Annotated in this window: 23 protein-coding genes; 13 read left to right on the top strand and 10 right to left on the bottom strand. The window is 64.6% G+C overall.

Annotated features, from left to right (window positions below):
* Positions 1–10: 10 nt before the first annotated feature.
* The 10 genes from sctC to BG83_RS0118855 form a co-directional block, all read right to left on the bottom strand.
* The gene (gene sctC, locus BG83_RS0118900; protein WP_235193223.1) at positions 11–1,795 is read right to left on the bottom strand and encodes a type III secretion system outer membrane ring subunit SctC; all 1,785 of its coding nucleotides are present in this window, start codon (positions 1,793–1,795) and stop codon (positions 11–13) included.
* Positions 1,796–1,864: 69 nt separating this feature from the next.
* Positions 1,865–3,301 carry a helix-turn-helix transcriptional regulator gene (locus BG83_RS0118895; RefSeq protein WP_024978161.1) on the bottom strand — a complete coding sequence of 479 codons (1,437 nt, stop codon included), beginning with the start codon at positions 3,299–3,301 and terminating at the stop codon, positions 1,865–1,867.
* Between the two features lie 130 nt (positions 3,302–3,431).
* Positions 3,432–4,280, bottom strand: coding sequence for a type III secretion system export apparatus subunit SctT (gene sctT, locus BG83_RS0118890; protein WP_024978160.1), 849 nt, complete (start codon positions 4,278–4,280; stop codon positions 3,432–3,434).
* Between the two features lie 34 nt (positions 4,281–4,314).
* Entirely contained in the window at positions 4,315–4,812 is a 498-nt protein-coding gene (locus BG83_RS0118885) for a type III secretion protein (protein WP_024978159.1), read from the bottom strand.
* Complete coding sequence (sctN, locus tag BG83_RS0118880) at positions 4,809–6,128, bottom strand: type III secretion system ATPase SctN (protein ID WP_024978158.1); 1,320 nt, start codon at positions 6,126–6,128, stop codon at positions 4,809–4,811. The genes BG83_RS0118885 and sctN overlap by 4 nt, the downstream gene beginning before the upstream one ends.
* Positions 6,125–6,868, bottom strand: coding sequence for a type III secretion system stator protein SctL (gene sctL / locus BG83_RS0118875; protein WP_024978157.1), 744 nt, complete (start codon positions 6,866–6,868; stop codon positions 6,125–6,127). Before sctL ends, sctN begins: the two co-directional genes overlap by 4 nt.
* Positions 6,853–7,491 carry a type III secretion protein HrpB4 gene (locus BG83_RS0118870; RefSeq protein ID WP_024978156.1) on the bottom strand — a complete coding sequence of 213 codons (639 nt, stop codon included), beginning with the start codon at positions 7,489–7,491 and terminating at the stop codon, positions 6,853–6,855. The genes sctL and BG83_RS0118870 overlap by 16 nt, the downstream gene beginning before the upstream one ends.
* Positions 7,488–8,300: a type III secretion system inner membrane ring lipoprotein SctJ gene (gene sctJ / locus BG83_RS0118865; protein WP_051541511.1), complete on the bottom strand. Its 813-nt coding sequence runs from the start codon at positions 8,298–8,300 to the stop codon at positions 7,488–7,490. The genes BG83_RS0118870 and sctJ overlap by 4 nt, the downstream gene beginning before the upstream one ends.
* Positions 8,297–8,683, bottom strand: coding sequence for a type III secretion protein HrpB2 (locus BG83_RS0118860; RefSeq protein ID WP_024978154.1), 387 nt, complete (start codon positions 8,681–8,683; stop codon positions 8,297–8,299). The genes sctJ and BG83_RS0118860 overlap by 4 nt, the downstream gene beginning before the upstream one ends.
* A gap of 20 nt (positions 8,684–8,703) precedes the next feature.
* Positions 8,704–9,189 (bottom strand): HrpB1 family type III secretion system apparatus protein, encoded by a 486-nt coding sequence (locus BG83_RS0118855; protein ID WP_024978153.1) that lies wholly within the window; start codon positions 9,187–9,189, stop codon positions 8,704–8,706.
* Positions 9,190–9,535: 346 nt separating this feature from the next.
* Here BG83_RS0118855 and sctU point away from each other — a divergent pair, with 346 nt between their 5' ends.
* From sctU to BG83_RS0118790, 13 genes are all read left to right on the top strand, one after another.
* Positions 9,536–10,627 (top strand): type III secretion system export apparatus subunit SctU, encoded by a 1,092-nt coding sequence (gene sctU / locus BG83_RS0118850; RefSeq protein ID WP_024978152.1) that lies wholly within the window; start codon positions 9,536–9,538, stop codon positions 10,625–10,627.
* A 10-nt stretch (positions 10,628–10,637) separates the two neighbouring features.
* Entirely contained in the window at positions 10,638–12,650 is a 2,013-nt protein-coding gene (locus BG83_RS0118845; protein WP_037032104.1) for an FHIPEP family type III secretion protein, read from the top strand.
* A 6-nt stretch (positions 12,651–12,656) separates the two neighbouring features.
* Complete coding sequence (gene sctP / locus BG83_RS0118840) at positions 12,657–13,259, top strand: type III secretion system protein SctP (protein ID WP_024978150.1); 603 nt, start codon at positions 12,657–12,659, stop codon at positions 13,257–13,259.
* A gap of 40 nt (positions 13,260–13,299) precedes the next feature.
* Positions 13,300–14,343 carry a type III secretion system cytoplasmic ring protein SctQ gene (gene sctQ, locus BG83_RS0118835; RefSeq protein ID WP_024978149.1) on the top strand — a complete coding sequence of 348 codons (1,044 nt, stop codon included), beginning with the start codon at positions 13,300–13,302 and terminating at the stop codon, positions 14,341–14,343.
* A complete protein-coding gene (gene sctR, locus BG83_RS0118830; protein ID WP_024978148.1) occupies positions 14,330–14,980 on the top strand; it encodes a type III secretion system export apparatus subunit SctR in 651 nt (216 codons plus the stop codon). Before sctQ ends, sctR begins: the two co-directional genes overlap by 14 nt.
* Positions 14,981–14,990: 10 nt before the next feature.
* Positions 14,991–15,251 (top strand): type III secretion system export apparatus subunit SctS, encoded by a 261-nt coding sequence (sctS, locus tag BG83_RS0118825; protein WP_024978147.1) that lies wholly within the window; start codon positions 14,991–14,993, stop codon positions 15,249–15,251.
* A 9-nt stretch (positions 15,252–15,260) separates the two neighbouring features.
* Complete coding sequence (locus BG83_RS0118820) at positions 15,261–16,193, top strand: hypothetical protein (protein ID WP_024978146.1); 933 nt, start codon at positions 15,261–15,263, stop codon at positions 16,191–16,193.
* On the top strand, positions 16,190–17,164 hold the full coding sequence (gene hrpD5, locus BG83_RS0118815; protein ID WP_024978145.1) for an HrpD5 family protein: 975 nt from the start codon (positions 16,190–16,192) through the stop codon (positions 17,162–17,164). The genes BG83_RS0118820 and hrpD5 overlap by 4 nt, the downstream gene beginning before the upstream one ends.
* 42 nt (positions 17,165–17,206) lie before the next feature.
* Complete coding sequence (locus BG83_RS0118810; protein WP_024978144.1) at positions 17,207–17,452, top strand: hypothetical protein; 246 nt, start codon at positions 17,207–17,209, stop codon at positions 17,450–17,452.
* Between the two features lie 208 nt (positions 17,453–17,660).
* Positions 17,661–17,861 carry a hypothetical protein gene (locus tag BG83_RS0118805; protein WP_024978143.1) on the top strand — a complete coding sequence of 67 codons (201 nt, stop codon included), beginning with the start codon at positions 17,661–17,663 and terminating at the stop codon, positions 17,859–17,861.
* A gap of 169 nt (positions 17,862–18,030) precedes the next feature.
* The gene (locus BG83_RS0118800; RefSeq protein ID WP_024978142.1) at positions 18,031–18,279 is read left to right on the top strand and encodes a hypothetical protein; all 249 of its coding nucleotides are present in this window, start codon (positions 18,031–18,033) and stop codon (positions 18,277–18,279) included.
* 3 nt (positions 18,280–18,282) lie between these two features.
* On the top strand, positions 18,283–18,738 hold the full coding sequence (locus BG83_RS0118795; RefSeq protein ID WP_024978141.1) for a hypothetical protein: 456 nt from the start codon (positions 18,283–18,285) through the stop codon (positions 18,736–18,738).
* 177 nt (positions 18,739–18,915) lie between these two features.
* A complete protein-coding gene (locus tag BG83_RS0118790) occupies positions 18,916–19,314 on the top strand; it encodes a hypothetical protein (RefSeq protein ID WP_152543726.1) in 399 nt (132 codons plus the stop codon).
* The last annotated feature ends 1 nt before the right edge of the window (position 19,315 follow it).

The following is a 19,315-nucleotide window of genomic DNA, read 5'->3' as shown; positions in this document are numbered from 1 at the left end:
GGCAAAAGCACTACAGCGCCACCACGCGCGGTGTCAGCAGAAATAACCGCTGGAATCGCTGGCCCGTCGTCTGGTCATGCCGGAACAGCGCCCCCAGCAACGGGATCTTCGAAAGCCCGGGCACAGCATCTACGCCCTTGGTCTGCTGGTCTACCGAGTAACCGGCAATCAGCAGGCTCTCGCCTTCGTTGATGAGCGCCTGTGTGTTGATCTCGCTCTTGTTGACCACCGGCAGGTTACCCACCATCTGATTGGTGATCTGGCCATCCTCAATATGGATGTTCATGCGAATGCGCGAGGTGCCGCCATCGGTGACCACCATCGGCAACACGCGCAGCGACACACCCGCCGAAATGCTGTACAGATCCGCCGACTGATACCCCGCCACCGGCACATAGAAATTCTGCTTGCTGTCCATGATGGCCTCGGTGTTGTCGAGCGTGGCCACCTTGGGGCTCGCGGTAATGTGCGCCTGATTGGTCTGCTGCAGCGCGCTGATACGCGCCATCAGGTAACGCGATGCCCCACCGATCACAGCGGTCAACACCCCACCCGTCGGCGTGGCGGCAATGGCAGCGGCGGCATTGGCCGTTGTGGATACCGCATCGAGCGAGCCCGGATTGGACAATTGCGTGTTGGTGCCATAACCGGTTTGCATGTCGACGTGGCTGTTGTGCAGACGCCAGTCAACGCCGAGGTCTTCCAATGCGCTCTCGCTGATCTCGATGATGCTGGCGCTGATCTCCAGCACAGCCGGGCGCGTGTCCAGCGATTCAATCAACGATTGATGGGCCGCCATGCGGTCTGCGCGGTCTCGTACGAGCACCGAATTGCTGCGCGGGTCTGCATGAATGATCGGGGCGCTGCCGCCGTCTTCCTGAAAAGCATCCGCGCGGTTGCGGCCTTCGCCGCTGGGCAGCGGTGCCACCGAACCGCCGCCAGCATATTGGCCGATACCGCCTGGCGGCAGCGGCGCTTTGCCGCCATTGCGATCGTTGCCGTTAAGGCCCGACAGCGCGCGCGTGCCGGCGCGGCCTGCGTTGGGCTCTCCGGGGGCGACGCTGTCGACACGGCGGTCACCGCTGCGCAGCGGCGTGTTCTCCGTGCTGGGCGCGTTGTTGCCGTACATGCTGTTCAGGATGGATGCGACACCGCGAATGGTGATGGACTGGCCGTCCACCAGCATGGTGTGATCCGTGGCCCAGGCATAGCGCAGCGGGAAGGTGCGCACGACAGTGCGGTTGGCATCCTCACGGCCACGATCGATCAGGCGTGCGATGTCCTGCACGAGCTCGACCAGGCGCGGCGGCCCGGATACGACCACGCTGCCCGTTTCGTCGTCGTACAGCACGGGAAAGCGCGGGTCGGTCACCCCCAGGCGCGTCAGCGCACGCTTGACCTGCGCGGTAGACGCGCGCTGCAGCGCGATGGTGGCGCTCTGCGCTTCGTTGGCGCCCGTCACACGCAACACGGCGCCGTCGTAGTACCAGGCAAAGCCGAACGTGGCGGCCATGCGATCGAGAAACCGCTGAGGCGTTTCATTGAAGTTGCCCGTCACGCTGCCCTCGACCTGCGGCGATATCCACGTCATGACGTGCTGGCTGGCACCGAGGTCTCGCAAGACATCTTTCACGTCTTTGCGGTCGGCCACGTATTCAAATTTTTGCGACTGCCACGGGATCACCGCCGCAGCGGCACTTCCGGCCAGCGACAGCACCGCGATGGCCGCAGCCATCAAGCACCGGCACGCGGCCAGCACGCGACCCTTCCGGCCCGCAATTCGAGTCAGATGCATGGTTGCACTCGTGAGAATGAAGAAGACAGACCGCGCCAGCGCGCGGCCATGCGATACAGCGCCCGCGACTTAACGCCAGATGGTTTCCGAGGGCGCTTCGTTGAACTGCTTGCGATACCCCTTGACCAGCGCCGAGCGGCTGCGGATGCCCCAGCGCGATGCCGTATCGATGATGTTCGACGGCCCGCGCCCCTCGTCCAGCAGGTCGGAGCGGATGCCCTCCAGACGCAGGCGCCGGATGACCGAGCTGGGCGACATGCCCACCGCGCTCTTGAACGCAAGTTGCAGCGCGCGCTCCGTCACGTTGATGTGCGCGGCCACCTCACGCGTGGTCAGGTCGCTGCGTTCGATGTTGTCGAGGATGTAGTGATAGGCACGACGGTACTTGGCAGACAGCCGCGCGCTCACATCATCCGACGCACGTGACGCAGCGGGCGTGGTCTGGCTGACGCGGCGCACGCCGGGCGATTCGGTGCGCAGGCAGCGCAGGGCGTCCTGCATATAGGCGGTGTAGTACTTGAGCGCCCCAGCAGCATCGCCACGCTGCGCGGCCATCTTGGCGCGGCAGTAGAGGTAGTCGAAATTCCAGCGGCGCGCGCCGAAAGACGTATCGCGATTGCAGATCTGGTCATACACCTTGCCGGCCACGTCGTGCTGCTCGCCGCTGAGCGCTGCCAGCACTACCTCCACTTTCGTCTGCATCAACAGACGGCTGCCCATGCGGCGGGACTGCCCGATGATCGCCATGAGCGGGTCGATTGCAGCGCGATCGCCATCTGCCATGCGGCGCAGCAGGCTCAGATATTCGGCGCGGCGATGGATCATCGCGGGCACACTCGCATCGTGCTTACCGTTTGGGGCCCATCCGTCGCGGCCGCCATGGTGGTGCAGCATCGCGGCACCCACTTCGGCCGACTGCCAGAACGCGTGTTCCAGCAAGCGGTTGGAGCATCGGATGCCAGCCTGCACCGCAAACTCGTACACAACGAGATCCAGCGTAGTGACCCAGCCGGCATCATTGCGCTCCGTTGCAATGGCGCGGGCCGATTGCAGCGCCTCGTCTGCTGCGTCCTGCTGACCAAGCTGGTGGTGCACGAGGGCCAGGCCCATCATGCCTTCGACGCGCTGCAGCCATGTCGCGCCATCGTCTTCGGCCATGCGGGAGAAGCAGCCCGCCGCGGCCGAATAACGATCGCGCAGCAGCGATTGCCAGCCCATGTTGCGGCACGAGACCACGCGCAGCTGATCATCCGAATGGCGAATCAGACGCTGCGCGGTGCGGAACGCTTCTTCGGCGTCTTCATCGCACTCCAGCAGCATCGATGCATCGGCCATGGCCAGCACGCCGGCGTAGTCGCCCGCCTCCTTGCCGTGCAGGCCGCCATGATCGTCGACCAGTTGATACGCGCGGTCGAAATCCTCCGCGAAGACGGCCTTCGCATAGTCCGGCAGACGCTCACGCGCTGCTAATCCGGAGGCCAAGGCAAAGTAGATGTTTCCCAGCATGTCGACGCTCCCGTGTCAGAGATTGCGGCTGGCGAAGGGCTGGCCGCTTGGTGTTGGATTTCCTAAGGACATCCTAAGAAATCGCTGCACCGACAATCTCAACAAAGCTTCGTCAGGCGCTGAACAATCCTCACCGCATATTTTTCGGTTTTGACGACGTGCCATCGCCCACCAGTCCGTTCTTGACCCGCTGCAGCAACTGGCTATATGTAAGCGTGTCCCGCACCTGGGTGGACATGGCCACCACCAGCGCCGTGACCATGAGGATGGCCACCGCACCCTTGATGGGCTGGCCGAGCGACGCGGGCTCGAGCTTGTCTGCCGCGCGCGAGAGCAGCCCGATGCCGGCGTCGATGAGGAACAGCGTCATCATCACCGGCGCGGCCAGCTTGACGGCGGTGGAGAAGATGGAATCGGTTTGCTGCAGCAGAAAACTCTCGGCCACGGCGCTCATGTCAGGTAGCGTGGCGCCCAGCGGCCACCAGTGGAACGACTCGAACACCACGCCCAGCAGGAACAGCATGCCACCCGCTGCATAGAACAGCGTCACGGCCAGATTCAGCAGCGTGTTGCCGATGGGCGTGTTCTGGTCACCCTGCAACGGGTTGCTCATCTGCACGTTGTTGAAGCCCGCCATGTTGTCGACGATGGTGCCCGCCGTCTGCGCCACCCAGAACACCGTGGACGCCGCGTAGCCAAGGCACGCACCCAGAAAAATCTCCTTGCCCGCCAGCAGGAACCACCGGGCCGCGCTCAGATGCTCCGCCACGGCGGGTGGCTGCGCCGCCGCCACGATGATGGCGAGCGTGTAGACCACACCATTACGCGCAGTGCCGGGCACGGACTGGTCGCTCGTGGCCGGCAGGATCGCGAAGATAGTCATGATGCGCACGCACGACAGCGCGAGCAGCGCAAGGATGACCTCCGCGCTTTCATCAAGATCAAACCAGGCGTGCAGAACAGTATCGATAGCTTCCATATGAATGCGTGAATGTCGTCGGAATGTTTCGCCATCAAGCCGCTGCGCGTGGGCGCGGACGCGCCAGGATGGCCTCGACGGCTTCTTCCTCGGTGGCAAGCTCGCGCTCGGTGGCTTCCTGCTGGTCGATCCGCTCTGCAGTCTTGCGGCATTGATCGAGCATGGCATCGAGCCGCGCCAGGGCCTGGCGGCGTGCCTTGAGTTCGGCTTCGCGTTCGGCTACGGCGGCGTGCGCGGCCGCTGCGTCGTGCTCGGCCTGCACGACCGCATCGTCAAGCTCGCCGCGAAACGCGTCGTAGCGCAGATACGCATCGGCCAGCAGCACGGGGGCGGCAATCAGCTCATCCATGCGGCCGATATGGCCCCGCAGCCGCTCGTGCGCGCGCTCGCACGCGTCTTCGCTGTCTTGCGCGGCGGCCTGTGCATCCGCCACGGCTTGCTGTGCGACAGCGATCTCCGCTTCGACACGACGGCGCTGGCGCGTTTTGGCTTCGATCAGCGTGTGCCATACCGCGGAGCGCTTGCGCTTCATGTCTGGCCCACCTCGGTCAGCAGCCGATACGTCTCATCCGGGCTGCACCACTCGTCGGTGCGCTGGCGCAGGAAGTCTTCCATCCAGCCGTTCCATTGCACGGCGGTGTCGGCCACGGCATCGCTGCCTTCCTTGTACTCGCCCATCTGCAGCAGGGTCTCGACCTCGTTGTACTTGGCAAGCAATTGACGCATGCGGCCGGCAGCGGCGCAGTGGTCGGCCGGCGCGACCTGCGTCATCACACGGCTCAGGCTGTTCAGGATGTCGATGGCCGGATAGCGATTGCGCGCGGCAATGTCGCGCGACAGGATCAGGTGGCCATCCAGAATGCCCCGTACTTCTTCGGCTACGGGGTCGTTGCCGGATTCGTCTTCGGCCAGCACGGTGTACAGCGCGGTGATGGAGCCCGTGGCGCTCATGCCGGCCCGCTCGAGCAGGCGCGGCAACTCGGCAAACACCGACGGCGGAAAGCCGCGCCGCGTGGGTGGCTCGCCCGCGGCAAGGCCGATCTCGCGCTGTGCGCGGGCAAAGCGCGTGAGCGAGTCCATCATCAGCAGCACACGCAGGCCCTGGTCACGGAAATACTCGGCGATGGCGGTGCCGACGTGCGCGGCCTTGGCGCGCTCCACGGACGATCGATCGGACGTTGCACACACCAGCACGGAGCGGCGCATGCCTTCCTCGCCCAGGATCTGCTCGATGAATTCGCGCACCTCGCGGCCGCGCTCGCCAATCAGCACGATCACGTTGACGTCGCATTCCGTGCCGCGCGCCAGCATGCCGAGCAGCGTGCTCTTACCCACACCGGCCGGCGCGAAGATGCCCATGCGCTGCCCTTCCGCCAAGGTGGCCAATCCGTCGATCACGCGCACACCAGTGGCCAGCGGCTGCTCCACCAAGCGGCGCGACATCGGGTCAGGCGCCTGCGCGAACACCGGCACGTAGTCATACACATCCAGCGGCGGTCCGCCATCGGCGGGCCTGCCCAGGCCATCGAGCACGCGGCCGAGCAAGCCGGGCCCGATCCCGACCGAAAGCGTGCGCCCGCTCGGCACCACGCGGGTCGAGCGCGATAAGCCCACCACGCCGCCAAATGGCGCCAGCAATGCAAAGTGCTCGCTAAAGCCGACCACCTCGCCTTGCTGAAGCTCCGTTCCATCCGGTGTGGTCAAGGTGCACAGCTCGCCAAGCTTGACGTCCACGCCACCCACACGCAGCAGGGTGCCCGTCACTTCCACGACCTTGCCCAGCCGCTGGACGGGCGCCACGCTACGGATCGCCTCGTCCATGGCGTCGATCAGCGCGGCCTTGGTCATGCCGCATCCTCGTCAAAGCCGCCATCGTCATCTGCAAAGCCTTCGTGCGGATCGGCATGTTCAAGAGGCTTGCGCCTGCGCGCTGAAAGCGCCTGACGCAGCGCCGCCAATTGCACACGCAGGCTCGCGTCTGCCACGCCGTGGTCCCATTCGCATTGGCAATGTCCGGGCTCTGCGCGGTCGTCGGCCAGCACCTCGAAGGCGGCATTGAGCGAGCCCGTCTGCACGGCCTTGGCGAAGGCGGCACGGGCTGGTTCGATCTCGTCTGCGCACACGCGCACCGTCAGGCGCGCCTGACTTTGCAGCACGCGACCGAGCGTGGCGGCCACGCGCGCGAACAACGCCTGGCGATCGGATTCCAGCACCACGTGCTCGACCGCCTGCATGACCGTGGCGATCAGGCGGTCTTCCTCGCGGCGCGTGGCTTCGTCATCGTCGTACGCGCGCGCGGCCATGGACGCGTGAAAGTCCTCCAACGCACGTCGCTGACCAGCGGCATAGCCAAGCTTGGCGCTGCGCTGCGCGCGCTGCTCGGCTTGCCTGAGCAACTCATCTGCATTGGCCTGGGCTTGCGCCACGATGGCTTCAGCCTGGGCGTGAGCCTGCGCCAATGCAGCCTCGCGCGCTTCTTCCACGGCCTGCCATGCGGCATCCAGCTCCACCACGTGCCGGTAATCTTCGGCACGGATCACGTCCGAGCCAATGCCCAGCGGAGCATCGCGCCTCAACCAAATAACCATGACAACTCCGGAAAGAGAACAGGCAACGCAGCCATGAAGGATTCGGCTTGCGTTTCAGCGGTTGGCGTACCTGCGCACGGCGGCACGGCAGCCTGCATGCCGATCGTCAGGCGCATCAGTTGCGCGAGCGACGGATCCGACACCGTACCGTCGGCAATCAGGGCATGCAGGCCGGCCTCGGCAAGCTGCGCCAAGTCGAGTGCGGGCAACGGCCCACCGGGATCTGGCGCCCAGTGCTCGCGTTGCGTCAATGCCGTGAGGGCTGCCTCCCCCAACAGACCGGCAACGCCGGCGAGATAAGCGCCGTCAATGCATCGCGCCAGCGCGGCGCGCCTGCCGATCAGCATGCGGGCGGCCAGCACGCGCTGGAGATCGTCCTTATCGAGCACCGCCAGGCGATGCGCATGCGAAAGCAATGTCGGCAAGCCCACCTGGCCCACACCAAGCGCGATACACACCTGCCGCCAGTCTTTGGCTGCGCCCGCCGGCACATCGGTTGCCTGTGCGGCCAGCCCCGATGCATCGCGCACGTGCGCAAGCCCATGCAGCCGCTCTTGATACGCGTGCAACATGCGCAGGATCATGGCGGCGGCCGGATCAGGGGCGGCGCTGGTGTGGTTCATGCTGTCGCGCGCTTCTTCCAGCGTGCCGGCAACTTGTCTTCCAGGCGCGCGCGCGCTGCGTCAAGCCGGGTCCGTACAGCGGACAGCCGGGTTGCGGCGCGCCACAGCAATACGATCACGCCCAGCGCACCCACCACGGCCGCGAGCGTGGCCCACGACACGCCGGCAGGCGTGCGGCTCGCGGCATCGGCGGTGGGCGCATCTACGCTGCCGGGCACCAGCGTGACGCTGACGTTCTCGTAGGTGAGCCCCTCCACGCTATGCACGACCAGGTTCTTGATGCTGGGGACCAGCGAAGACACGTTGGCGCTCGGGCGGTATTTGATGAACACCGATGCGCTGGATGGCTTGACCACGGTGGCCAGCGGATCGTTGTTGGGCAGCACGATCTGCACATTGGCCACGGCCACGCCATCAATGCGCGAGAGCGTTTGCGAAAGCTGCTGCGATACGCCGTAGATGAAACGCACCCGCTCTTCCGTGGGTGTAGAGATGAGCCCGTCTTTCTTGAAGATGTCGCCCAGGCTCGCGTACTTTTCATGCGGCAGGCCGTGGCTGTGCAGGACTTCCATCGCGCGGGCAAAGGCATCCTGGTCGACCATCACTGTCCAGGTCTTGCCGTCGTCTGGCGAATTCTTCTGCGCGTCGATGCCGGCCTGCAGCAGCACGGTCAGCATGTCGTTGGCGTCAGCCTCGCTCAGCTGCGCAAAGAGCTGCTTGTTGCAGCCCGCCAGCAGCGCGGTCAGCACAAACAGCAGTGCCAGCGCGCCGCGCCGCATGCGGCAGGATGGAAGCGCGGTCCGCATCATTGGTTCCGCATCAAGGTCTGCACGGCGTTCTTGCCGGAATGCGCAATGGTGCTGCCAAGATGGATCTTCGTCATGGTGGCTGCGCACTCCATTTGCACGCGCACGCCTTCGGCCACCACTTCCTGCACCGACATGCCGCGTTCGGCCTCGGTCATGGCCTCCACACGCGCCATCGACGCCTGCACGGCGGCATCTTCCTTCTTGACCAGTTCGCCAACGGCCGAAGGCGCCTTGCTGTGGTGCTGACCGTGCTTGGCGTTCTGCAGCATGGATTCGAAACGAGCGACAAGCTCGGGCGCTGGCGTGGCGGCTTCAGCCGGTGCGATGCCGGTACCCGGCGTGCCGGCGGTCACCGGCGGAATAGCGGTCGGACCTTGGATCATGATGGGCTCCGGGAGGATGGTTAGGCGCGGGTGAAGTAATGCGCGCTGTGGTACGCGCTCAAATCCACACTCTCTGCGGCGGGCGCCGCGGTGGGGGTGCCGAACGTGCCGGCATCCATTTCTTCCTGCACACCGATCAGCGTGCGCACCAGCGCGACGGAATCGGGGTCTTCGTCGCGCGCGAGCACCTCGTTGGCATACACGTGCCATTCCTGATCGCCCAGGGCGTTCAGGCACAGGGCCATCATGGCCGAGGCAAACGGCACCACGCTCTCGGCACGCTCGCCGTTGTGCAGTTCACGCAGGATGCGTGCGGCGTCGGCGTATTGATGCCGGCCTACCAGCAGCCAGCCTTCCACCAGGTCGAGTTCGCGAAAATTCGGGCGCAGCGTGCGCAGTGCAGTCAGCAGCGCTTGCGCGTTGTCGAACTGCCCGCTGCGCGTTGCGTACATCAGGACTTCGAGCAGCCCGCCCAGCAGGCGGTTGCTACATTGAATCGGTTCCATATCGCAGGGTTCTCCGTGTCGGGTCATGTCGATGCCGGCATTGGTGGACCGGCCGACCTCGGGTGGAACCATAGACGCCCGCATGCCGCGCGCCGGCCAGCCGCCCCGAAAAAGAGCGCCCGGCCCCGAAGTCGGCAAGGCCCTGTGCGCCAGTACGCACAAGGCAAAGCCGCCCGCTCTCGCCTCGCCCTCGTCCTTGCCCTTGTCCTTTGTTCCCGCGGTTTCGGAACGGCGCATCCGCCTTCGCCCAGGCGCCAAGCGCGTAGCGTCCGCGTCAGCACAATGCGTCGCATCGCTACGGCACCGCACGCCGCGGCCTCCTCCGTCGACACCCCAGGGCACCGCCATGTCGGACGAAAAAACCGAAGAGCCCACAGACAAGAAACTCAGAGACGCGCACAGAGATGGCGAAACCGCCAAGAGTGCCGACCTGATCGCCGCCGTCGTGCTGCTGGCGGGCTGCCTGCTGCTTGCCATGACGGCATCGCTGCTGGGCGACCGCTGGCGGGCGCTGGTCGACCTTGCGCTGGATGTGAACAACAGCCGGCATCCAGCCATGACGCTCAAGCAGACACTCGGCCACGTCGCGCTTCAGCTGGCGCTGATGACGCTGCCGCTGAGCTTGGTGTTTGCACTCGTCGCATGGATTGCCACGTGGGGCCAGACGGGCATCGTGCTATCGACCAAGCCGCTCGAACTGAAGATGAGCGCCATCAACCCCGCGTCGGGTCTGAAGCGCATCTTCTCCATGCGCTCGATGATTGACCTGCTCAAGATGCTGGTGAAAGCGCTCGCCGTGGGGGCTGCGCTGTGGAAGCTGGTCCTGATGCTGCTGCCGACCATTGTGGGCACGCCGTATCAACCGGTCATGGATATCGCGCAGATCGGCATGTCGATGCTGGTGAAGCTGCTGGGTGCGGGCGGACTGCTGTTCCTGCTGCTCGGCGCCGTGGACTTTGGCATCCAGCGCTGGCTCTTCATCCGCGACCACCGCATGAGCAAGGACGAAGTCAAGCGCGAGCACAAGAACAGCGAAGGCGATCCGCACATCAAGGGCCAGCGCAAGCAGCTCGCGCGCCAGATGGTGGACGAGGCAAAGCCCAAACAGAGCGTAGCCGGCGCGCAGGCCGTGATCGTCAACCCCACGCATTACGCCGTGGCGATTCGCTACGCGCCCGAAGAATGCGGCTTGCCGTGCATCACCGCCAAGGGCGTCGACGACGAAGCCCTGAGGTTGCGCGAAGAAGCGCAGGCGCTGGGCATTCCGATCATCGGCAACCCGCCGCTGGCACGCGCGCTGTACCTCGTGAAGCTGAATGATCCCGTGCCCGAAGCGCTGTTTGAAACCGTGGCCGAAGTCCTCGCCTGGGTGGGCGAGATCGGCGCGAAAGACACCGGCGCCAGACACACCGGCGCAAGCCCTTCCATCTTGAACTGAGGCATCCGATATGGCCAAGAAGACCGCCGTCTCTGAATTCAGCGGCGAAATCGGCATCGCCGCGTTGGTGGTTGCCGTCATCGCGTTGATGGTGCTGCCGCTGCCCACCGTCCTGATCGATTCACTGCTGGGGCTGAACATCACGCTATCGGTCGTGCTGCTGATGGTGACGATGTACATCCCCGCGGCGACATCGCTGTCGGCATTTCCATCGTTGCTTTTATTCACCACACTGCTGCGGCTCTCGCTGAACATCGCGTCGACCAAATCGATCCTGCTGCACGCAGACGCCGGCCACATCATCGAGAGCTTCGGCAAGCTCGTGGTGGGCGGCAACCTGGTGGTGGGTATGGTGGTATTCCTGATCATCACCACTGTGCAATTCATCGTGATTGCCAAGGGCTCCGAGCGTGTGGCCGAGGTCGGTGCACGCTTCACGCTCGATGCCATGCCCGGCAAGCAGATGAGCATTGACGCCGATCTGCGCGCCGGCCACCTGAGCGCAGACGAGGCCCGCAAGCGCCGCGCGCTGCTTGCCATGGAAAGCCAGTTGCACGGCGGCATGGACGGCGCCATGAAGTTCGTCAAGGGCGATGCGATTGCCGGTCTGGTCATCACGCTGGTCAACATCCTGGCCGGCATCGTGATCGGGATCACGTATCACGGCATGACGGCCGGCGAAGCCGCCAACCGCTTCGCCGTGCTGTCGATCGGCGACGCCATGGTGTCGCAGATTCCTTCGCTGCTGATCTCGGTCGCGGCCGGCGTGATGATCACGCGCGTGTCTGACGATGACCACGGCGCCAAGCCAAGCTCGCTCGGCAAGGAGATCGTGCGGCAGCTTTCAACCAGTGCACGGGCCATGTTCACCGCCAGTGCGTTGCTGGCAGGCTTTGCGTTGGTGCCGGGGTTTCCGTCGTTTCTGTTTATCGCGCTGGCAGGTGCGGTCTTCGCCTTTGGCTATACGTTGCGCAAGCGCCTGAACACGGGCAGCACGGCCGACACCGATACCCTGCCCGCGCTGCTGCGCGAAGGGTCCAAAGACAAGGCACCGACCATCGCCGACAAGGCCCCGTCGTTCACGGCACCCCTGGGGGTTCGTCTGGGCACGCGGCTGGCAGAGGGACTCGACATTCCCAAACTCGATGCTGCATTCCAAAGCGGGCGGCACGCATTGGCTGAAGAGCTAGGCCTGCCCTTCCCCGGCATTGCCGTATGGAAGAGCGCCGCGCAACCCGAAGACGCCTATGAAGTGCTGGTGCACGACATCCCGGGCCAGCCGGTGGCGGTGTCCGACGGCAAGGTATCGGTATCCGACCTGCCGGAACCAATGCGCGCACAACTGGAGGCGGCCCCGGATACCGCGCCTCACGCTGAACAGGTGATTGCAGACCACGTCGTGCACGTGCTGCGCAAGCACGCGCATCTGTTCATCGGCCTGCAGGAAACGCAGTGGATCATGGAACGTGTGACCACCGAATACCCCGGTCTGGTCACCGAGGCGCAGAAGGCCGTGCCGGCACAGCGCATGGCCGACGTGCTGCGCCGCCTGCTGGAAGAGCAGGTGCCCATCCGCAACATGCGCGCCATCCTCGAAAGCCTTGTCATCTGGGGTCCGAAAGAAAAAGACACGTTGATGCTGGTGGAGTATGTGCGCGGCGATCTGGGGCGGCAGATCGCACACCAGGCCACGTGCGGCTCACGCAAGATGCCCGCCATTCTGCTGGACCAATCGGTGGAGCAGACGGTGCGCCAGGCGATCAAACCCACGCCGGCAGGCAACTTCCTGACGCTCGATCCACAGCAGGTCGACACCATCGTCACGCGGCTGGAACACATGAGCCGCACCGCACCGCAATCGGGAGCAGCGCCGGCGGGGGCGCTTGCCATTGTCACGTCCATGGACATCCGCCGCTATGTCCGCCGCATGATCGAGCCGCGATTGCAGGCGCTGAACGTGTATTCGTTCCAGGAACTGGGCGCATACGTTGATCTGCAGCCCGTGGGCAAGCTCACGCTGTAAGCCGCCATGACCACACCCGTACGCCTGTGGCGAGCCCCGCCCATCGTCCATCCGACCACACCCGTCCGGCGCCCCGTAGCGCAACGCAGCGCAGACGGGCGAACCGGCATGCAGACCGAGTCCTGCGCGGGTGAAAGTACCGCCTGGATCCCGCTCGATGCGTACAGCGACGCCGCATGCGAAGACACCCCGGAGCACGAACCGCCCACGCACGATCACGCCGACGCCGACACGCAGCCCGATGATGCCCCGCCCGAGGCCCCGCCGCTTCACACCTCGGCCATGGCCAGCCGCCTGGTGCGCACGTGCTCGGAGATCAGCGTGGGGAGCACCGTGACGGAGCATCTCGCGCAGTTGCTTTCCAGGTTCTGCGGCTCCCGCGTTGTAAAGGCTAACAGCGAATGCTGGGAGGTCACGCTGGACCTCGACCCGCGCGTGCTGCCCGACACCCGCCTCACCCTGCGCCTTTCGCCCCACACGCTATGGCTTCGCTTCCTGGCGGCACACCCGCGGGCGCGCGACTTACTCTCCGAGCATGGCGATGCACTGCGCCAACGCATTCACGTTTTGCTGGAGCAGCGCATCGATATCGAACTCGAAGTGTGGTGACCGCTGCCACACCCCACCCGACACCTCCCGCCGACTCGCTATGAACACCGGGCTCACGCCATCCCCGCTCGATGCGCATCTGCGTGCCTTCACGCCGGCCCAGGCCGCGTTGACACGGCTGATCGGCACGCCGTTCCCGGATGACGATGACCGCCACTGGCAACTGCGCGCCGTAGACCACGCCGCGCCCATGCAGGCGCCCGTGCGACTGGGCATCCGTTCATCGCTGTGTGCGGTCGACGTTGTTGTTGAGGGCGCCAACCACCCCGCGCTCCACGCCATCGCGCACGAAGCTGATGCGCAACGCCGCACGGCGCTTGCCGGGCTTTGGTTGACGCCGATGCTCGATACGCTGTCTGCCGCCGGGTTGGGAGATGCCGCCCTGGCAACGTTCGCGCCCGAACGCAACGATGCGCAACGCAGCGGTCAGCAGGAACTGCCGATGCGGCTCGATGGGCCACACGGTGAAACGCCATGCCGCATCGCCGCGCTCGATTGGCTTGCCGCGCCGCCTGCACCGCCCGTAGCCGATCGCAACGCTGTGCTTGCACAACTCGGCGTAGTGGGCCTGCCGGTGGGCGTGCGTATCGCCAGCCGGCGGTGCGCAACAGACACCCTCTCTTCGCTTGCACCCGGCGACGTTCTGCTCGGCTGGGGCCAGCACGCCTATTGCCCCGACACCGATGCAGGCGCCGTACGCCTGACATGCGGCGACAGCCGGCGCGCCCACTTCACTGCCCATGCTCACTACAAGGAAGGCACCGTGACGATCCTCGATGTTCCTACGCTCACTGACGACGACACGATCGCGGCACGCGACACCACACACGACAGCACAGACGGCATCGCAGTGGAAGCACTGGAGGTACCGGTACACCTTGAGGTGGCCGTGATGAGCCTGCCGCTGGCCGAGCTGGCTGCGCTGGCTCCAAGCCATGTCTTGCAGTTGCCCGTCTTGCTGCGCGATGCCACGGTACGTCTGGTCTGCCACGGCCAGACGCTGGGCCACGGCCAGCTCGTAGCCGTGGGCGAGCATCTGGGCTTGCAGATCTCCGCCATGAGCGCGCGCCATGCAGAACATTGAATTTGCCTCGCTCATCATTGCGGCGGTTGCCATTGCGCTGTTGCCGTTTGCCGCCATGGTGGTCACGTCGTACACCAAGATCGTCGTCGTGCTCGGCCTGCTGCGCAACGCGCTGGGCGTGCAACAGGTGCCGCCCAGCATGGTGCTCAACGGCATTGCGATGATCGTGTCGTGCTTCGTGATGGCCCCCGTTGGCATGGAGGCCATGCAGCGCGCACACATGCAGCTCAATGATTCCAGCGCGAACGTCAGTCAGGTCATGCCGCTGCTCGATGCCGCGCGCGAGCCGTTCCGGCAGTTCCTGGACAAGCACACCAACGCACGCGAGAAAGCGTTCTTCATGCGCTCTGCGCAGCAACTCTGGCCGCCGGCCAAAGCCGCACAGCTCAAGGAAGACGAACTCATCATCCTCGCGCCAGCCTTCACGCTGACGGAGCTGACGGCGGCATTCCGCATCGGCTTCCTGCTGTATCTGGTCTTCATCGTGATCGACCTCGTGATCGCCAACCTGCTGATGGCGCTGGGGCTGTCGCAAGTGACGCCCAGCAACGTCGCCATTCCGTTCAAGCTGCTGCTCTTCGTGGTGATGGACGGCTGGTCAGTGCTGATTCACGGCCTGGTCAACACGTATCGTTAAAGGGGCCACCATGGACTACGACAACATCACGCGCCTGACCAGCACGGCGCTCATGCTGTGCCTGCTGGTGTCTTTGCCCGCTGTGGCGGTGTCGGCCATTGCCGGGCTGCTGATCTCATTCGTGCAAGCCGTGACCTCGCTGCAGGACAGCAGCATCTCGCACGGGCTGAAACTCATCATCGTGTCCGTGGTGATTGTGGTGGCTGCACCCTGGGGAGCCGCGTCGATCCTCCAGTTCGGCAACACGATCCTGCAATCGCTCTTCCAGTAGGACGGTGTCATGACACGCATCTCCGCCTCGACGCCCAACGTTCTCTCGTTGCCCGATCCGGTACAGGCACCGCAGAACACGGCTGCGCCGCACCATCGCAAGCATCATCGACATGGCGCGCATGGACACGACCATTGGGCCGAGCAGCTGGTAGAAGATCAACTGCATCATCACAAGCACGTCGCACAGGTTGCAAAACGCGTGCGCCGGCCGCGCACGGGCAAACGCACTGGTGCGGGCTCGCCCGAAGAGCCGATCACCGACAGCACGTTCGAGGAATTGCTCCTCATGCTGGAGGAGCATGCGCGCAAGGTCGAGCCCATGGTGATTGGGTTGCCGTCCCGGCAAGACCAACGCGACGGCGATGACGAACAGTCGCGAGACCACCGCAGCGCCCAGGGCCGCCGTGCCCTGTTGCTGCAGTACTTGCAGGAACAAGCCGCCGAGACCGCCGCCGCCGCACCGCAGAAAGCCGCAGGCGCCGGGACCACCGCGTTGCCGGCCGACACGCTGCTGCCCGAGCTGGAGTCGCCCAGCTACCAGCGGCTTGAACAGGAGTTGCTTGCCGTGCGGCACGCCATGCAGACGGGGCACCCCATGCCGTTGCGCATGGCGTTCGACATCCTGCGCAGCTATCTGAAACAGGCGCCTATTGAAGGCATGCCAGGCACGCTGGCCGCTGTGAAAGACCGGCTGCTGGCAAACACCACGCTACAACACGCTGCCGCCCACGCACTGACCGATCGCGAAAAGACATTCAACCTGCTGTTTCCGCTCTTGCTGCTGAGTCCATCGCGGCCGCGCATTGGCCGCGAGCGCGCCGAAAGCATCGCACGCAGCAGCGCCGTCGCGCGCCGCTGGACAACCGAACTCTGGTCTTACCGGGCGGGGCTGGGTCTGGCCCTGCCTCCGCTTCCTGATCCTTCCCCGCAATCACCATGAATAAGCACATTCGCGTGTTGGCAGGCGCGCATGCCGGCGCATGCCTCGACCTGACTCCAGGCCGCTGGACGGTAGGCCCCGACGCACAAGCCAGCATCCGCATCTCCGATTGGGCGGGCGATCCGCTCGCGCTGCTTGTCGATACAGAACACGGCGTCCTGATCGAATCCGACGACGGCGGCAGCACCTGGGACGACCTGACCCCCCGCCGCTTTGGAGAGATCATTCTGTGCGTCGGCCCGGCCGGGGAGGCATGGCCATCCGACCTTGCACTCCTGGAGCGCGTGCTATCGCCCGCAGCCGCAGAGCCTGGCATCCACAGCGTTGCCGCCGCGCAAGCTCCTGCCGCCGACACCCCCACGCCCACCCGGCCCCGCGCACGCAAAGGCTGGATGGGCGTGACGGCAGTCGCGCTGCTGACACCGTGCGCACTGCTGCTGGCATCGACGCGCGAAACATCCTCCGCCGCGCATTCCGCAGCCACGGCACCGATACCGCTGTTGGAACGTGTGCGCACATGCCTGGCGCTGCACCGTATCGACGGCTTGCAGATCGAGCAGCACGATAACGAGATCGTCGTGCACGGCATCGTGACTTCAGCCGCCGAAGAGCTCGCCACGCTGCGCGATCTGCGCGCGGTGTCAGCGTCCGTCCATACCGATCTTTCAATCGCGCAGGAGGTCATTGAAAACCTGCGTGAATCGCTGCAGGAACCGGGGCTGCGCATCAGCTACCTGGGCAGCAACCGGTTCTCCATCACCGGGCCAGCCATGCACCCGGAACGTGTTCGTGCAACGGCGGACCATGTGCGTAGCGACCTGGGCGGCAACATCAAAGACATTGCCTTGGACATCACGCAAGCACGCGTGCGCGACCCTAAAGCCGATGCCACGTCCGCACTTTCGGTGGACGAACTGAGCTACATCGAAAGCTCAGACGGCACAAAAGATTTTCTCGCAGCGCGGCGTTAAGGCGCCTGTACGTTCTTGCCATTCCCTCTTCTGGAGACCCACATGTTTGACCACTTCTCGCTCGACATCATCGAAACGTTTGACGGCATCCAGGCGTTTGCCAAACAGGAAGGCCCGAAGGACTTCGGCCCGCTGAACAAGGCCATTGAAGCGCTCAAGCACACCGCCATGGACATGGAACAGCGCGCCATTCGTGCGGTGGACGTCAACCAGCGCGAGCAGCTTCGCGTGCTGTCGCATGGTTTTTCCAGCGCGGCACAAGTGTGCTCGGGGTTGATCCCGGCATAACACGCGCAGCGCGCAGACGGGCTTCGCGAGACGACATCACATTTCGCCTCTTCGCCAGTCCAGCGCAGAGAAATCCACGATGATGACTTCACGGCGAACACAACAGCAGCACGTTCGCTAAACCGAATCAGCGACATCCCATACCGGGGTGTTGTTGAAAAACCCGGCTCTCACCCGAGACCATTCATCCACTGCAAAGGAGTTTTCCATGACCATTCAAACCACTGCCGCTGGCCTGGGCGACGCCGCTAGCCGTCTGTCGTTCAACGCTCAAAACGAAGCCGTCACCAAGGAAGGCGAGCAAGACATGCTGAACGCAGCCAAGCTGCAAAACGAACTGAACCGCGTCAACATGTTCGCCAAGCTGATGGAAGCGGGCCCGAAGGCCGCCAAGGACCTGATCTCGTAATGATCGGTTCCGGACGGCACACCGTGTGCCGCCAACGTTCGGGAACGGGGCCGCGCCGTTCCCGAGCGGTTTTTCAACGCACCGCCCGCGCGCTTCTGCTGTTCTCTGCACTCGGCCCATCGCGCCGCCGCCCGATTCACTGAATCCGACCCGCCACCGCGATCCCGACATGACACCGATCCACCGCAACGTTTCCGCAGTTCCGGCACCCCCTGCACCGGGCCAATCCGCGTCGCACCCCACCCACGCCCACGCCCACGCAGGTGCGCGCGCATCCGGCACGCTGCAAGCCGTGGTATCCGCCGGCACGCAAGACATGCTGAACGCAGCCCATCTGGAAGATGAACTGAACCGCACGCAAGCATTCTCCAAGCTGATGGAAGCCGGCCCGAAAGCGGCCAAAGACCTGCTGGTGTAAAGCATGAGCATGGAACGGCGCGACAGCCTCATCCGCGACATGTGCATGCATCTGCAGATTCCGGATGCCGATGCCATCATCGCCGCCGGCAGGCTCACGGTGGAGGGGTTCGAAGTCATCATCGATGCGGTCGAGGAAGACCTCGATGCGTTCTACCTGAACTTCGACTACGGCATCGTCACAGGCGGCCGCACGCTGCGCGTGTTCCGCCTCATGCTCGAAGCCAACGTCACCATCTATGCGCAAGACCATGCCCAGCTCGGGCTGGATGGCGATACAGGCGGCATCATCCTGATCGTGCGCGTGGCGTACGACCCCGACATCGACGGCGAACAGCTAGCCGAACTGCTGGGCCACTATGCCGAGCACGGCCGGTACTGGCGCGACAACATCCTGCAGACAACCGACGACATGTTCGAGAACCTCTCGAACGGTACTTACGTGTGGATTCGCGCGTAACGCGCAATGCGTGAGGCCAACGACAACGCTTCCACCCGAGCGGCTTCGCAGCATCCGTGATGATTTCGTGAACGCGAACGTCCGCTGTCATATAACGCCGTACGCTCGCGGCATTACATGCGAAGGTGCTCGTTGAAGCTGACGTGTCGGCTGCTGGGGCATCGCCAATCCACGTTCATGTCCGCCTCACGCACACCGTATCTTCCGACCCTAGACGTCCCGCTTCTGCGCGCCGATGAGTTCTTCCCGTTCGCGGCGCACCCCATCCACATCGGTACATATCAGCTCTGGTTCACCTGTGATGCCGACGCCGACCCTGAGTCGGTCACGGTTTGTATCGACCTCGGCAAGCCGCTCGAGATCAACGTTGACGAAGCACTGCACGTGATCCTCGGGCTCTGCCTCGGCCTGCCTGCTTCGTCGCGGGGCGTGGTGGCGCAGCAGGCGCACACCGGTACGCTGGTCTATCGCTTTGCTTACATGCTGCACGAAGACCCCACCGGCGCTCTGCTGGTTGACGCAATGTCCGGGCTTGCAGCATCAGCCATATCGGTCTCGAAGTGGTCGGTGCACTGAC

The organism is Ralstonia pickettii (assembly GCF_000607165.1).
Taxonomy (GTDB): domain Bacteria; phylum Pseudomonadota; class Gammaproteobacteria; order Burkholderiales; family Burkholderiaceae; genus Ralstonia; species Ralstonia holmesii.
Note: the sequence above shows the minus strand (reverse complement) of the source record. Positions and strands in the feature narration are given on the sequence as shown.